This is a genomic window from Bifidobacterium sp. LH_416 (assembly GCF_056357055.1).
In genome coordinates, this window is the sequence record NZ_JBKEVJ010000005.1 from 167,071 (window position 1) to 183,733 (window position 16,663).

Below are 16,663 nucleotides of genomic sequence, written 5' to 3' on the forward strand. Positions count from 1 at the left end.
TCAGCGCTACTTGCGATGCTTGCCGCGGGCGGCGGAAGCTGCGACAAGCACGGCTTCGGATTCACGCTTGCGGCGGATGGCGACGAGCATCAGCCCGCCTCCCAGCATGATCAGTGCAAGGGCTGCGATGCTGGCCGTGTTGGAACCAGTGTCAGACAGCGGCGGCGTGTACGTGTTCTCGAAGGCGGGAGCCTCATGGTTGAGGCCCAGCACGCCGGACGAGTATGCAGCCGTAGCGGTCATCGTGCCATCGAGATTATCGACCACGGTGATCTTGGCGGTGTACACAGTGCTGTCGTATGCGATGCCTTGTGCATTGCCGGCAACTTCACTAATCGTGTACTGATACTCTCCTGCCTTCTCGAACGTGATTGGCGCGAAGGAAATCTTGCCGTTGGCTGCATTCTTCACCTGCTGAAGCGTCTTGCCGCTGGCATCGCGCAATTCGAAGGTGAATTCGCCGTCCTTCAAATCACGTCCCTTGAGCGTCTTGGTGGCAGTGAACGTGAATTCCGTAGGCGCTGGAGCATAGGAGTTGGCGAATACCGCATCCTTGTCTTCCACCGGAGTGGAGACGTATTGCTCGGTTGCCGCGTTCCCGTCCGCGTCGCCCACGGTTGGGGCCGTGCGCACTATCTGATGCGTAGCAGTCATCGTGCCATCATGGTTATCCACCACAGTGACGGTGACTGTGTAGACGGTATCGTCATAAGTTACACCACCCAGTTTGCCAGCGCCTTCACGCACTGTGTAGGCGTACATGCCAGGCTTGCTGTAGGTGATGTCGCCAAATGCGATCTTGCTGTCCGCATCATTCGTGGCGGTAGCCACACCGTCCTTCGTGCCTTCTGGCATCGGAACCGCAACACCATCGGAATCAGTACCACCGGTGAGGGTGAAGGTGAACTCGCCATCGTTGAGTGCACGACCGTCGAGCGTCTTCGCAAAGGTGAAGGCATCCGTTACCTTGCCTGCCGAGTAGGTGTTCGTGAAGTCGAACAGCGCGCCGGAGGCTGGGTCGGTGGTGGCACTCATCGTGCCATCACCATTGTCCTTAATGGTTACGGTGAAGGTGCGAGTGAGGTTGGCATCATTGGTAACGCCAGCAACCTTGCCGGATTCGGTAACGGTGTAGGTGAACTTACGTTCGGTTTGATCGTTCAGGTCAGCGAACGTGTAGGTCACCTTGCCGAAGTTCACATTGCCGGCTTCATCATTGGTTGCTTCCGTCTTGCTAGGCAGCGGAGCGGCCTTGGCGGAATCCTCAGCGTCCACACCGGTGAGCATGAAGGTGAACTTGCCCTTGAGCTGACCGAGCGTAGTGCTGTAGTCACCATCATCAAGCAACTTCACGCCCTTGAACTCAATTGGAGTGGAGTCCGTAGTGGTGTAGTTGTTCTCAAAGGTGAGGCCAGTATTGCTATCAAGACCGTTCGTGGTGAGCGTGAGCTTGCCATTGTGGTCCTTGTCTTCCACGTTCACGGTGAACGTGCTGGTTCGAGTCACGGCACTCACACCGCCCGGCAGACCATCCTCGGATTCCACCACGGTGTACGTGTGGTTGCCGAGGTTGGCGAGCGTGTAACGGAGCGGCTGATCGAAAACAATCTTGCCGCTGGCATCATTGGTTCCGGTAGCAACCGGCGTACCAGTGGTGTTCGTGCCCTCGTAGACGTTGAACGTGAACTTGTCGTTCTCGGTCAGCGCACGACCCGTGAGCTTCTTGGTGCCGTTGAGCGTGAGCTCGGCGGAAGCAGCATAGGTGTTGTCGAAGGAGAACAACTGTGCTGCATCAGCAGGCTCGGTGGTTACGCTGAGCACTCCGGTACCGTTGTCTGCCACAGTGACTGTGAAGCTCTTGGTAGCGGCGGCATCATTGGTAACGCCGTCTGCAGTGCCGCTTTCCGTAACCTCGTACGTAAAGGTCTTGGAGCGGGTACCGTGAGCGCCAACAGCAGCATCCTTCAAATCAGCCAACGTATAGTGGAGGCTGCCGAACGATACTGTGCCATCAGCGGTGTTCGTAGCGGTCAGTTCGCTCTTGTTCTGAAGTTCGCCGGCAGTATCGCTGATGTGCAGTGGAGCACTATCTTTGCCGGTAAGCGTGAACGTGAACGCGTTCGCAAAGTTTGCGGTCTGATTACTACCGTCATCACCCGTGACCTTCTTGATACCGGCGATGGCAGTCTGGCCGACTGCATCGTAGGTGTTGGTAAAGGTCGGGGTAACGCCGGTCTTGTCGCCTACCTTGGTGGAGGTGGTGAGCTTACCGGTGCCGTTGTTGGTAACCGTCACTGTGTAGGTGTAGGCATCAGTGCTGTAGGTAACGCCTGGGAGCCTATCCTTTGCAGCCGGTACGACTTCGTTCACGGTATAGGTGAAGGTCTTCGACTTTGCACCGCCCAAGTCAGACAGCTTGTAAGCGATGGAGTCAAAGTTCACTGAACCATCCGCAGCAGCAGTCTTGGTTTGGAGAACCTTACCGTTGACCGTTGCACCTTCATGCAGCTGGAACTTGAAGGTATTCGTTGGAATCGTACGAGCAGAACCATCCGAATTCTTGAATTCCTTCTTAGCCTTCAGACTGACAGCACCATTGGCACTGTAGGTGTTGGTGAACTGTGCGGTATCGGAATCAGTGTTCAAATCCTTAACCGTGGCGTTGAGCTTGCCAGTGGATTTATCGAGCGCAACCACAACCTGCACGTACTGCCATGTGTGATCGTATGTGATGCCGTTCTTCATATCATCCACAGCATCATCAGGAATCACTTCGTTGATGGAGTAGGTGTAGGTGCCGGTCTTGCTGTACGTAATCTTGTCGAAGGTTACGTCGCCATTCTCATCATTGGCCTTGGTTTGGAGCGGCTGGTCGGTGGTAGCGCCAAACTTCTGCCCCTCGTACAGGTTGAACGAGAACTGGTTGGCCTTCAGCGTGGCGCCGTCCAAGGTCTTGTGGGCCTTGATCTGTGCCTCAGTTGCGGCTGGCGTGTAGGTGTTGGCGAACACCGGGCGGCCGGCGTTGAGCTTGGACGCATCGACCGGCTGGCCATCCTTATCTGTTATCACCGGGGTGACAGTGAGATATCCGTCCGCATCCACAGCAACCGTGACATCAACCGTGTACACAGTGGTGTCGTAGGTCATGCCAGGCTCGCTACCCTTCACTTCAGAGACCTCGTAGGTGTAGGTCTTGGCAGCACCGTTTTCAGCGAGATCGGCATCTGTGAATTGCACGTCCTTGAATGCGCCTTCTGCGTTGGCAGCGGTTTCGGCAGTCAGGCTCGTAGCGTCCTTTACGGAACCGTCGGCAGTCAGCACGTGCAGTGGAGCACCATCAACTGGAGTGAGCTTGAACTGAAACTTGCCGGCAGTCAGCGGGTTTTCACCGCTGTTATCGGCATAGTTCTTGTAAACCTTAAGGCTCCAGTTTTGGGAGAGCTTGGCGTAAGTGTTGGTGATTTGAGCCAGCGGATCGCCGTTCTGGGTCTGGGCCACAACAGACTTGCTCTCCTTGGCGTTGGGGTCGGCCTTGGAAACCAGTTCCATAGCTACTTCGGAATTCAGCTGTCCCTTGCCGTTATCCTTCACCGTGACCGTAGCACGATACAAATCAGTGGAGTACGAGACGCCGGGAAGCGGATTCTCAGGCGTGACTTCACTGATGTTATATACGTAGGTGCCAGCCTTGGTGTAGGTGATGTCACCAAAGCTGAACTCATCACCGTTGATTACGGTCTTGGTGAGTTCACCGTTAGCCGAACCTTCCGGCATTGGAATATCAGCCTTAGCTACATCCGCCTTGTTGGCAGTGAGCTTGCCGCTGACCGCTTCAAGCTTGAAATCGAAGCTATCTGAACCATCAGTATTCCATTCACGGCCGTCGAGCACTTTCTGCGCATACAGGTTTGCCGTTGCAGAAGCTGGCGTATACACATTGGCGAACGCGGCTTCATCGGAATTGGCGTCGTCAGAAGTGTTCGGGTCGCCATCGCTGACCGTGTAACTAGTCTGCAAAGTGCCCGTGCCGGTATCGGTTACGGTCACTTCGATCTTGCGCGTAGTGGCATCGTAAGTGATGCCATCCTTCGCATATCCCGCAGTGACTGGCTGGCCATCGTCGCCGAGTTCGGCAACTGTGTAGGTCAGATGCCAAGTCTTGGTAGCCGCATTGTATGTGGCATACTTGTCTGCCACAGCCTGTGCGAGTGCAGCAGGAGTGTAGGTAATACGGTCGAAGGTGACATGTCCTGCGGTTTCGCCCACAGTAGGCGCAGCATTCTTCTTGGTCTGAATCTTTGCGCCAGTGGTGCCATCACCTTGATACAGTCCGAAGCTGAACGCGCCAGCAGTGAGCTTCGGTGCGGCAACGCCATCAGCGGCCGTGAGCTTCTTGTGCAGCAGGAAGAATGCGTAGCCGGTCGGAGCGTAGGTGTTGGTGAAGGTGGATTTATCCGTAGCAGCCTTGTCTGAATTAGTCTTGGCTGCGGAATTGTCATAGGTGGCGGTCGCAGCAAGCGTGCCATCACCGTTATCCTTCACCTCGACGGTCACATATCCCACATGATCATCTTTGGTGGTGCCGTTCTTGACCTCGCCGACCTCGGTGACCGCGAACTTGAAGGTTCCCGGCTTAGTGAAGTGGATACCATTGAAGTCAAATGCGGCAGGCTGATCAGCCTTCGCACCAGTAACAGTGGTTTCCATCTTGTCGGCGGACTTGTTTTCACCAAAGATGATGGAATCATCCTTAAGACCAGCACGTGCGGCCTTGGCTGCAGCAGTATCGTCTTCAGCGGCAGCCAAGCGGAACAGGAACTGCTCGTTCGCGTCCATGTCTCGCCCGGTTAGTGTCTTCTGACCGGCGATGTTCACGTCTACTGGGGCAAGGTTGTAGGTGTTGGAGAACACCGGGCGTCCACTTCTCAGCTTGGACGCGTCAACCTCATTGCCGTTCGCATCAAGCACCTTGACCGAGTATCCCAGTACTTGCTTGCCATCCTGATCGGTGGTCATAGCCACTGGAACTTGCACCATGTAGGTGGTGAGATCATAGGTCATGCCATTGAGCGTGGCCGTTGTACCATCGGCGCTGACCACAGCACCATCCGGTACGTTCTCCTTGAGCGTGTACGTGTAGGTCTTACCATCATCACGCGCACTGGTGAACTTGATTTCCGGGAAGGAAGCCACACCAGCCTTGGTAACGTTGGCGACTACGGAATCACCAACTGTGTTCTCAGGCAGCGGAGCACCATTCTGCGCAGTGAGCGTGAAGGAGAACTTGCCATCAGTCAGCGGATTCGTACCAGTCTTATCCGTGTACGTCTTAGCAACGAGCAAACCAAGGTTGGCTTCCTCAGCCTGGAAGGTGTTGGTTACTGCAGCAACATTATTGACGACCGCAGCATCGCCGGCATCAGAACCGTCATCATTCTGCGCCTTGGTCATGGTCACGCCACCGTTGGTGAGCTTGCCCTTGCCGTCATCCTTGATGGTGACAGTCACGTTGTATAGCGCGTTGGAATAATCCACGCCAGGCAATGCCTGCTTGCTGCCATCAGTTGGTGTGTGCTCGAATACCGAGTAATGGTATTCGCCGGCCTTGGTGTACGTGATCTTGCCGAACGCATGCTCATTAGCATCAGTCACGGTAAGTTTGGCGTACCCATCAGCCGCGTCAGAAGGAAGCGGAGCATCTTCAGTGGGCGTTGCCGGTTGCAGGCGGAATTCGAACGAATCGCCGTCCCTCCACTGGCGGCCCTCAAGGGTTTTCTTCACCTTGATGGCGTTGCTTACCGTGATTTCGGTGGGTTTGTATGTGTTCTCGAACGTCCAGTTACCGTGGTTTTCAGTAATGCCGGAAACATCGGCTTGATCATTCTTGATTTCAAGATTGCCAGCCGCGTTCTGCACTACGGTGAAGGTTACGTTGGCGGTGCGGGTGTCAATGGTTACGCCATCACCACCCTTGCTGGTTTCCTTCACCGTGTAGGCATACGTGCCTGGCTCCGCGAATGTGAAATCACCAAAAGTGAACGTAGAGATGCTGCCGTCTGCACCATCGCCGGTTTTCTTGGCAGTAGCGGTGGTGTTCTTCGGCATAGCAGCGTTCAGCTCGTCTTCAGTCACATTCTTGCTGTTCTTCGTATTAGGAGCCAGCTTGAATGTAAACGCATCCGCATCAGACCAAGTGCGACCGGTCAGCTGCTTGCCAAGAGTTACGGAACCCTTGATGGAAGCAGGCTTGCGGGTATCGTACACGTTGAATGACGTGCTGTCTGAAACCGGCAGGCCAAAGCTCTTAGCCTTGGCGAGCGCGGCAGCTGCTTCATCGGCATTAGTGCCGGGGAGCATGAAGTAGTGCGGAGTGGAGTCCAGCTTATATTCGGTTACTGTGCCGTCATCAGCTGTAAAAGTTGGAGCCTTGGTTTCTACAAAGTAGAACAACGTATTGGTTTCCAACGGCTGATTAGTGGTACCGAACTGTGCATGGCCGGAAGCATCGGTGGTGATATTGCTACTGGCTTGAGCGGATGCCTTCTGCACTTGGTCGAATGTGACCTTAGAGCCGGAAAGCTTGCTCATGTCCACCTTATACAGGGCGAATTCAGCACCAGACAGGTAACGGGACAGGTCGGCGGAATCTGCCTTGGTAATAGCGATTGTGCCAGCTGCACCATCGGTACCGGAAGTCGGCTTGGTAACATTCCAGTCCTTGTCGTTGATGGATTCACCACCGGCGACGCCATCTAGCGTTGCGGTGTTCTTCAGGTTCACCTTCTCGCCAGGGGTGCCGTTAGGCTTCACGTCATACACCACAGTGACTGGCGTCGAGTCCGGCAACGTAAGCGTGAGCTTGGTGGTCGGGTTGCCGTCTGCGTCGGTTACGTCCTCCACCTTGACCGGAACCATCAGGGTTGCGCCGGTGTTGCTGTTGGTGATCTTGAGGGAGGCCGGAATAAACGTGCCCTCGGCGTCCATTACGTCAGACAGGGTTACTGTGTCGGAATCCTTGATTAGGTCGGCACCTTCAGGGTTCACCTTGATGGTGTACCGTACACGGTTCAGATCCTTGACTTGGGCGGCAGACTTGGTGATGACTTTGCTGCTGCCGGTCACCGTGTCGGAATCCTCACCGAAGTGGATGCTGCCGGAATCAGCCATGGCCGTGTTGGTGAAGTTGACTTCCTGACCGGTACCCTTGGCTGCGGTCTGGTAGGTGAGCTTGGCGAAGGCTTTGTCAGAGCCATCACGCTGAACAACACCCTCAGTCGGGATAGTGAAGGTGAGCTTACCGGCGTTGTTTTCCAGCACATCGTCAAGCTTGCCTTTAATCGCGCCATTACTGGTATTGGTGGCCAACGGGTTATACCCAGCCTGCACCGTGTACGTACCGCCCGGCACATAGCTCATACCTTCAGGCAGCGTATCGATTACGACAATCGGCTTGCCGTTAAGCTCTTCCTTGCCGGCGCCATCATTTTGGTCGTCATTCTCGTTCACCGTGACATTCCACGTGGCAATCCAGGCGCCCTTGGTGGTGTCGTTGGCATCGATCTGGCTCCAGTCGAAGTCCTTGTTCCACACCATCTTGCCGGTTTTGTACACCAGGTTGGTGTTCTCAATGCTGTAATCGGCCGTAGCGGAAGTGGTATCGCGGTCGTACTTCACCTTGGCAGTGTTCTTGTACTTACCAGGAGTCTTATCACTAACGGTCCAGTACTGAATCTGCACATCAGACTTACCGATAGCAGCCTTGATGGCAGCACTGCTCTTGAACGTGATTTTGATGGAGTCATCTGCATATTTCAGTGAATAATCCACACCATTCGTCAGGGTAGTGCCATCGATAGTGAGCACCGGCTCGCGGTTGAGATCGAAACCGAAACCGCCATCGCTGGAGCCTGATGTGTTCGCAGTCTGATCAAATTCAAGCTTCTCATCAATGAACTGCACGCTGGTCGGGTCAGTATTCGCTGCCATCAGCGAGAACTTCACCAGCGACGTCCATTCGGCAGTGCCGTCAGTGGATGCCTTGGAAGAATCCACGCTCTTAGTGACGTACGTATTCGTATCGTCCGGCTGATCCGGACCCTTTGGAGTATAGGAACCGTCGTCGCTGCCACCAGGATGCTGATCGTCCGGAGGCGTAACCTCGGCATGATTGTTCACTGTAGCGGTGGAATCCGCATCATCGAGTGCCGTGTGGTATTCGATGGTGTACTGCTGAGCGCCAGCGTCGGCCGGGAATGTGTAGTTGAAGCTGCTAGCCGAACCGTCGAGCTCACCGGTGGCCACAACCTTACCCTTAGCGTTCTTCACCGTGTAGGAACCGATGTAATGCTGGCCGCCTTGCAGCTCATCCTTGAACACATAGTTGGCCATATCAGCCTTAATGCTGCCAGTGTTGAGCTTGACAGTCCACTTGATGTCGGACGCATTGCCGGAACCCTTGGATTTCTGCACCATCTTGTAGCTGAAGTTCGGGGTGGTATCGGCCTCGCCGGGCTTGTCGGCACCATCCCAAGTCCAGTTGGCAACATTCTGAGCATCATCAAGCTTCTCACCAGCGGCGAGGAGCTTCTTCGCAGCATCAGTGAGCTGAGCCTTGTAAGTCAACTCGTACCCGCTTTTGTTGGCTGCGAGATCGCCAAGGGCCACTGTGGCCTTCTGCCTATCAATCGTGGCGTTCACCGTCTTGCCATCAAGCTGGAATGAGCCGTCTACGAACGTGAAGTTGGAGCCCTCGTGTCGGTGACCACCATGTTCTTCACGGAGAACTGCGGCTTCAGCGTAACAGTGAACGTAACGGTACCGTCATCGTTGAGCTCATAGTCCTTGTCGCCACCCACCTTGGACTTGTCAATAGTGATGGTGATGTCACCGCCGCCACCGGGGAAATGAATATCTTCCTTATTGCCGTCTCCACCAGCGTTCTCGCCGAGGGTGAAGTCGAAGCTCACATACGAGGTGATATCAGAGGGGTGCGAGGTGAGCCAATCTTCATTCCATTGTGCAGAGACTACGCCGTTGGAAATCCACCAAGTACCGGCCACATTGCCGTCCGCATCATATAGCGTGGATTCTTTTACATCTTTGACATTGATATTCTCAGGGAACGTGTAAGAACGAGTCGGACTATCAAGCGTCGGTTTTTCCTTATCACTGAAATCAAAACTGATATTGCCGTAGAACGTTTGGCCGACTGCCGCCACATCGTTGTCTGGATCGAATGGTTGTGTGTGATTCTTGTCTTTGTAGATTTTTACTGTCACACCACTGGTGACTTCTACGCTTGATGCTTTTGGATTATATGCAGTTTCAGCTGCATTGGCCTCAGGCGTGAGGTTTACCCCCGTTACCAGCATGGCTATTGTGGCCAGCATTGCCACGCATATTCGTCCAACCGTTGTATTTAGCAGGCGAAGCATCCTTGAACTCCCTTGTTTCTCGTTACAAGTAGGCCCGCCGAGATGAACCGCCACCCTGCAGCACACATTTGAGCACACTCACAGGGCTCTCTCAGACCCCCATAGTGCACACAATACCCCCTACCAAGGAACAAATTAACGAATGAAAACGTTGCAATTTCAATGATGCAAACGGTTGCAGAAAATTAACTCCGTTAACCCATACCCCCGTTTCCCTTACCGCAGTACGGAATTAAGCCAATATGCGGACGCGCAAAAGGGCATGAAATACTTGACAAAAATTACGTAGTCAGCTACGACACACCGACAGCTCTTGCCGAAATTAGCGACCGCCGAAGCTACCGCCGCCGGAGCCGCCGGAGGAACCGCCGAAGCCGCCTCCGCTGGAGAAGCTGCCACTGGAGCTGGAGCTGAAGCCACCACTGCTGCTTGATGAGCTGGGCGCCGCAGCATCGATCGTGGAGGTGATGTCTGCAAATCCGGACGACAGCTGCGAGCCGAGATCACCAAAATCAGCCGCATACGAATTGCCCCCGAATAGCGAACCTGCACCGAACTGTTCAGCAAGACCGCCGTTGTGCGAGCCAACGCGCGCACCGTATCCATAGTGGGCATTGTCATCCCAGCTATGCGTACGATACGACCAGTACAGCGTGGAATCAGAAGCATTCTCGTCAAGCCAGCGTGGATCAGTCACCTGTGGGTAAGCCTTGGCCAACTCGGCAGCCACACGTTCGCTGATACCAAACGCGGCAGCGTACACCATGTACCAATCCCACAGTGCCAAATCAGCAGCACCTCGATCAGTAAAGCTCGAGAAGTCCTGCATGTAATGCTTCAATCCCAAGCATTTGCCAGCAATCTCTTGACCTTGCTCAGTCAGCTCGCGCGTTGCGCCCGCAAACGTACAGAACATACCAATACCGAACAACGGCACACCGATGATGATGCCCACCATCGCGTACCCAAGAAGCGCATTGCTCAACATCGCGGTAAAGCCAGTCATTGCTGTAAAAATACCGGCCACAATCGATTGCCAACCGCGCGTGCGGGAGGCGTTCAAGCGCGCGTATTCGATATCACATGCTCCAATGAATTTGTCGAGCTCTATATAGCCGTTCTTCCAACCCTTGCACGTGTTGTTCATCTGAGTGAGGTCGAACACCGGGGAGCCGATGCGCTTGGAAATCACAATCAGGAGTTTCAGAAGCGCGTTTTCGGAGTCGCACAGACCAAACTGCTCGCGGTTCGGTATTGCATCGATGGCATCCGGCAGAATCACAATGGTGCTCGTGGTGCGAGCCGCATGCCGCATGCCTTGCGTGCGGTCGATCATGTGGCTGAGACCCACAGGAGTGGCCTTGCTCATATCGATGCCGCGATACATATCCGCCGGGCCCGGATATATGGCGATAGCCTTCTTTACCGCGAGCGACAGCATCGTAGCAGTCAGCCCACGATTAGTCTGCGACCGTTTGGACGGCTCCACCACATCGATAAGCCGGGCAGCCGAAGCCGGGCTAATACCGGGCTCGTCACGCCAGTATTCAATAGGCCCGTGGTACTTCGAGTTCTTATTGCTTCGGATGACAGCCCAAATGCCCCACGCGCAGAAGAGGATACCGAGCACCACAGTTGCAATCCAAATGCCAAGTCGCACGCGAGCCATCGTGCGTTGCTTATCGCGCCACTGTTGCTCCTGCTCGTATTCGCTTTGTTTGAGCGCATTCAAATGGCTGCCGGATTCGTGACGAGCAATACCAGTAACATTCGGCGTTGCTTTGAAGGCAGCGACCACATCCAGATAATCGCCGGAACGAACGTTATACGCTTTAAATGCGAGGCTGCCGTCTGAGGTTCTGCGTGTCTCAGACGTGCGTTCGGTATGCAGCCAACCCCACGAGGTATCTGCGGTGACGTCATCGGGGAAATGCACAGTTCCGCTAACCGTGCCAATAGGCACTGGGTTGCTCTTACCGAACGGCTCCCATTGCAGGCTTGCAATGTCATCCCATTGCGTAGCCACGTTGTGCATGGTGAAGGACACATCGAATTTCATCGAATCCGCGGAAACAGTGGTTGGAATATTCCAGCCAATCTCCACGGTTTTCTGCGTAGCATCCGAGCCGTCAGCCGCAGTAACAGGGAGCGCATCCTCGCCGGGAGTGTACGGATGAGCATCATATTCGCCGGCTGTCACGTCTGCGATATACCAGTGACCAGCGTAATCGGAATCCCATTGACTATCCGAAGCCACATCACTGGGGAGCTTTAGTTCAGTTTGCTGCTGATAGGTAGTGCCATCGGTCACATTGCGCACATAGATATCACTGATATCGGTGAGATTGCTGGAGCGCAATGTGTACTGCTGATACAACTGCTTCCATGGCTTGGTGTCATCGTTGCTATCGGTGCGCTTGCGCAGTTTCACATCGATATGCTGCGTGACTGTAAGATCGCCCTCGCGGGTGATGGTGGCGTCGTAGTCAAGCGTACGATAGCTGAGATCGGCAGCACTTCCGCCTCCTGCCATCGCAAACGCAAATATCGCGAAAATACCGCCGACCATCAGCGTGATAATCACACTGATGATCGTGGCACGGATGAGTCGCTTTTTCATCAGAACTTAACCTGCGGAACCTGGCGCGAGGCCTCGTCCACTTGGAAGTACTGCGCCTGTTCGAAGTGGAAGAGATTCGCGATAATGTTCGTCGGCACAGTCTCAATCACAGTGTTCAGCTTCAACACCACATCGTTGTAGAACTGGCGAGCATAAGCGATTTTGTTCTCCAGCTCCTTAAGCTGCCCTTGCAAACTCATAAAGTTCTGATTGGCCTGCAGCTGTGGGTAGGCCTCCGCAGTAGCCTGCAGATTCATAAGCGCGCGAGACAGCTGATTTTCAGCGGCAGTACGCTGCGCAACAGTTGCATTCGGATCGTTAGCAGCGGCCACAGCACCCGCGCGAGCCTGCGTCACCTGAGTGAACACTGCGGATTCATGCGAAGCGTAGCCTTTCACAGTCTCCACCAAGTTCGGAATCAAATCCGCGCGCTGCTTCAGCTGCACATCAATCTGCGCCCAACCATTCTTCACGCGGTTTTTCAGCGTGACGAGATTGTTGTATGCGCTAATGCCCCAACCAATCACACCAATGATGATGACGACGATAACAATGCCAATGATTGCACCGATGCTCATAATTGCCCCCTTGCCAGCCCAAACTCTGCTCGTGTCCATTCTTCCACGACTCAGCGCAAAAAGCGAGGAGCGCCCGGTGAACTTCTGGAGTTGCATGATTGGCATTCGATTCAGCTGACCTTCAGGAACATCTCAGTCAAGTGCAACGGAGTTCGCCAGTTGTTGTCAGCCCTGCACCAGCGCGCAATCACCATAACCATCGATAGTAAAGGGCAGAGATTCCGGCAATGCCATGCGCTGAGCGGAATCTGCAAGAGTACAACCATGCACAAGGACCCATTATGTTCGTGTTGAATAACGCCTGGAAAACCGTGATACGGAACAAGGGCCGCAATATTTTAATCGTGCTCATCGTGGCAATTATTGCCGCTGCAGCAACCATCGGCCTCGCCATTCGCAACGCGGCAAGCACCGCTCGCGAAACCGGCTTGGCAAGCACTTCAGTAACCGCCACCATTAGCGTGGATCGCAGCAAATTGATGGAACAGGCGCGAGAATCGCAGTCCAGTTCCTCGGATTCTTCGAGCGATTCCACGCCGAACTTTGACTCCATGCGTAGCGCATTGGAGAACAGCAGCCTTACGCTGGCCGATTATCAGAAATACAAGAAGGCTTCCAGCGTTCCGGTAAGCTCCTACTATTCCGAAAGCACTGGCGTTTCCGGCACTGATTCATTCCAGCCGGTTGAATCCAGCACTGCGAATGCTGCGAACTCCTCTTCTGACTCCAGTTCCTCCGATTCCAGCTCTTCTGATTCCGCCGCTCCTAGCGATGGGCAGCAAGGACCTGGTGGCGGCCAAGGCGGCGAGATGGGCGGCGGCAAGGGCAACATGATGACCTCCGGCGACTTCACGCTGACAGGCTTCTCTTCGGACACCGCTATTGCCAACGCATCCAACGGCACTTTCACGATGTCGTCCGGTTCTGTGTTCGGCTACGGAGAATCCGATAACGGCAAGGTCATCATTTCCAAGAATCTGGCCGATTTCAACAACCTCTCCGTGGGCGACACCATCACCGTGACCAACCCGAGCGACACTTCGCTCACCTACACGCTGACCATTTGCGGCATTTACGAGAACACCACCTCCAGCAACACCAACGCCATGGGCCCGATGGGTGGCACTTCGCAGGATGCGGATAACGCGATTTACACCTCGGTTTCTACACTGAAGTCACTTGGCCTGGATGCCGACACTACCGCGAACGACGATAACGACAACACCACTACCCAGCTCAACTACACGTACGTGCTCTCCAGCGCGGACGACTACGAAACCTTCGCTTCCGACGTAGAGGCCGCCGGTTTGGACGACACCTACACCGTGCAGTCCGCCGATGTGGAACAGTATGAGTCCAGCCTGGTGCCGCTCGACAATCTCGCCAAGTTCGCACTGACCCTGCTGATTGTGGTGCTCGTGGTGGGCGCCGTAGTATTGGTGGTGCTCAACCTGTTTAATATCCGCGAGCGCAAGTATGAGGTTGGCGTACTGACCGCAATCGGCGTGAAGAAAGCCAAAGTTGCAGCGCAGTTCGTGATTGAGCTACTGATTGTGACGATGTGCGGTATTGCACTTGGCGTGGCCGGCGGTGCAGTGGCTTCCGTGCCAGTGTCGAACCAGTTGCTGGCCTCGCAGGTGTCCGCTCAGGAATCCGAAGCATCCAGCCAGCAGCAGCAGTTCGGTCGCGCAGCGGATATGGGCGGCGCACCGGGTGAATCCAGCAGCTCAAGCAATAGCTCTAGCTCTGGTTCCTCGAATCCGAGCAGCTCTGATTCCAGCTCCTCGGATTCGAATAATTCCTCCAACTCCAGCACGAACGCTCAGCCTTCCCAGCAAGGCGGCCCGGGCGGCATGCGTCAGGCGGTGAATTACGTCAGTGAAATCAACGCCACAGTAAACCTGGCGGTCGTTGGCCAGCTGATTCTCATCGGCCTTGGATTGACGCTGATTTCCGCACTGGTAGGCATCGTGTTCGTCATGCGCTATGAACCGCTGCAGATTCTCGCCGATCGTTCGTAAGCGCTATTGCACCACTTAACGTTTGTTTCATCAAGGAAATCATTATGGACACTGCAACTGAGACCATCATCGAACCAGTAGCCGATGCGGATGCTCCCACCGTCAAGGCAGCATTGGAACTGGAGCACGTTTCCTACTCCTACAGCAAGGGCGGCAAGCGCGTGCTGATCGACAAGAACTATATCTTCCGTACGGGCCGCGTCATTTCCATTACCGGACCGTCCGGCGCGGGCAAGACCACGCTGCTGTCGCTGCTGTCTGGGCTTACCACTCCGACCAAAGGCCGCGTACTGCACAATGGCGAGGATTTAGCCAAAGCCGACCGTTACCGTTTCCGCAGCCACGATATTGGCGTTATCTTCCAGAGTTTTAATCTCCTGCCGGCATTAACCGTGGCGGAAAACATCATCCTTTCCATGGACGCTTCCGGCAAGACCTTCGATAAGCCGAAGAAAGAAATCGCCGCAGAGCTTATTGAAAAGGTCCGACTGCAACCGGAATATCTCAACGAACGCATTCTGCACCTCTCCGGCGGTGAGCAGCAGCGTGTGGCCATCGCCCGTGCGTTGAGTTACGATCCGCAAATCATTCTTGCCGACGAGCCCACCGGCAATCTCGACCTCGCCACACAGGACGACATCATGGCGATCTTCAAGAATTTGGCACATAACGAAGGCAAATGCGTAATCATCGTGACGCACAGCCCCGAAGTCGCCGCCCAGTCCGACGAAGTCTTCCAGCTCGCCCCACTTCGCGAACGGTAGGCCTACCCGTCTGTGCCACGCTGGAGCAATAACGCACTTTTTGCGCTGGCGTGGCAGGAGATTGTGCCACGCCAGTGCAGATTATCGATAATCTGCACTCGCGTGGCTCATTTTATGAAGAAAAACGCGGTTGTTCATCAATGGCGCTCGCCACGCCAGCGCAATAATGAGTGATTTGCGCTAGCGTGGCACTTCATCATTGCCCATTTTTCGATTCCAATGCAGCCCAATCAATCTTCTTTGGTAATGGAGCCAGCACTTCAATCGGCAAAGCCTGCAAATGGAATACGAACTGCGCACCGCGCATGGTAAGTGCACGACCAACGTGGAATGCAAATTCTGCTCGCGCATCATCATCTGCCAGACTTGCAGCCGTAGCAGTAAATATCAGCCATCCACGCCCTACCAGCTTACCTCGCTTCTCCCGATCATTACGCCACTGCGTCTTATCAGTACGATGCTGGTCGCCGTCATATTCCACCGCGACTTTATATTGCGGCCACGCAAGATCAAGCGTCATCGCTGCCCCGGAAGAGGCAAACACTGCATTAGGAACTGCGTAATTCAGCATCGGTTGCGGAATACCATGCAAACGCAATGAAATCCGCTTTTCGGATTCTTTTGGAGATGCGGAACCAGGCATAATCAAAGACAACGCCCGAATACATAATGGTCGGCCAACAAATCCTGTCAGCGATTTTATAAATTGCACTAATTCGCGATACACCTGCTCGGCATCGCACTTACGCCGGCGGCTCACAACAGTGATAATGGAATCACCAAGCACAATGAGCGATTCCAATGAAATATGACTCGCCATCTGCGCCCATACGTGGAACACATCAAGCACAAATACTCTTGTGCTCAACTGCGATTTATGTGCTTGTGGCACAAACTTCCATACATGTGCACATAACATGGATTTATTTGACCGGACACGTTTCTCTCTTGAACCTGACACTGTGTGTAGTCGCGAATTATCCAAATCACAGTCCGCGGGAAGTGGCACTCCGTGTAATATCAATGCAGTTGTCATGCCAAATAATAAATTCTGCCCGAGCCGGTCAGCTTCTTTGGTGCATTGAGCCAGAGTCTCTCTTTGCCGCGAATTCAAAGCATTCCACATTGACGCTGGAGCGGTGTCTTCTCCATACTGTGGCATCACGTCTTCCTCGAATACCCACGGTGGAGGCTCGGTCACAATATCGTCATTGATAAACATGCTCATATGTTCACGGTAGCGAAC

7 protein-coding genes are annotated in these 16,663 nt (G+C 54.4%); 2 read left to right on the forward strand and 5 right to left on the reverse strand.

Annotated features, from left to right (window positions below):
• Window positions 1-6 precede the first annotated feature (6 nt).
• From AC1AY0_RS10305 to AC1AY0_RS10320, 4 genes are all read right to left on the reverse strand, one after another.
• Complete coding sequence (locus tag AC1AY0_RS10305) at window positions 7-8,697, reverse strand: Spy0128 family protein (RefSeq protein WP_476526363.1); 8,691 nt, start codon at window positions 8,695-8,697, stop codon at window positions 7-9.
• Window positions 8,698-8,726: 29 nt separating this feature from the next.
• Window positions 8,727-9,389 (reverse strand): hypothetical protein, encoded by a 663-nt coding sequence (locus tag AC1AY0_RS10310; protein ID WP_476526365.1) that lies wholly within the window; start codon window positions 9,387-9,389, stop codon window positions 8,727-8,729.
• Window positions 9,390-9,756: 367 nt separating this feature from the next.
• A complete protein-coding gene (locus tag AC1AY0_RS10315; protein ID WP_476526366.1) occupies window positions 9,757-12,054 on the reverse strand; it encodes a DUF2207 domain-containing protein in 2,298 nt (765 codons plus the stop codon).
• Complete coding sequence (locus tag AC1AY0_RS10320; RefSeq protein WP_476526368.1) at window positions 12,054-12,632, reverse strand: LemA family protein; 579 nt, start codon at window positions 12,630-12,632, stop codon at window positions 12,054-12,056. Before AC1AY0_RS10320 ends, AC1AY0_RS10315 begins: the two co-directional genes overlap by 1 nt.
• 281 nt (window positions 12,633-12,913) lie before the next feature.
• Between AC1AY0_RS10320 and AC1AY0_RS10325 the strand changes: the two genes are divergently transcribed.
• A complete protein-coding gene (locus tag AC1AY0_RS10325) occupies window positions 12,914-14,653 on the forward strand; it encodes an ABC transporter permease (protein WP_476526369.1) in 1,740 nt (579 codons plus the stop codon).
• Window positions 14,654-14,697: 44 nt separating this feature from the next.
• Window positions 14,698-15,417 (forward strand): ABC transporter ATP-binding protein, encoded by a 720-nt coding sequence (locus tag AC1AY0_RS10330; protein WP_476524011.1) that lies wholly within the window; start codon window positions 14,698-14,700, stop codon window positions 15,415-15,417.
• A 196-nt stretch (window positions 15,418-15,613) separates the two neighbouring features.
• On the opposite strand, the gene AC1AY0_RS10335 is transcribed toward AC1AY0_RS10330, so the two are convergent.
• Entirely contained in the window at window positions 15,614-16,645 is a 1,032-nt protein-coding gene (locus AC1AY0_RS10335; protein ID WP_476526371.1) for a hypothetical protein, read from the reverse strand.
• Between the last annotated feature and the right edge of the window lie 18 nt (window positions 16,646-16,663).

Bases quoted from the DNA above. Each gene is read 5' to 3' on its own strand.
- AC1AY0_RS10310 (WP_476526365.1), bottom strand. From the start codon at position 9,389: ATGCTGGCCACAATAGCCATGCTGGTAACGGGGGTAAACCTCACGCCT.
- AC1AY0_RS10315 (WP_476526366.1), bottom strand. From the start codon at position 12,054: ATGAAAAAGCGACTCATCCGTGCCACGATCATCAGTGTGATTATCACG.
- AC1AY0_RS10320 (WP_476526368.1), bottom strand. From the start codon at position 12,632: ATGAGCATCGGTGCAATCATTGGCATTGTTATCGTCGTCATCATCATT.
- AC1AY0_RS10325 (WP_476526369.1), top strand. From the start codon at position 12,914: ATGTTCGTGTTGAATAACGCCTGGAAAACCGTGATACGGAACAAGGGC.
- AC1AY0_RS10330 (WP_476524011.1), top strand. From the start codon at position 14,698: ATGGACACTGCAACTGAGACCATCATCGAACCAGTAGCCGATGCGGAT.
- AC1AY0_RS10335 (WP_476526371.1), bottom strand. From the start codon at position 16,645: ATGAGCATGTTTATCAATGACGATATTGTGACCGAGCCTCCACCGTGG.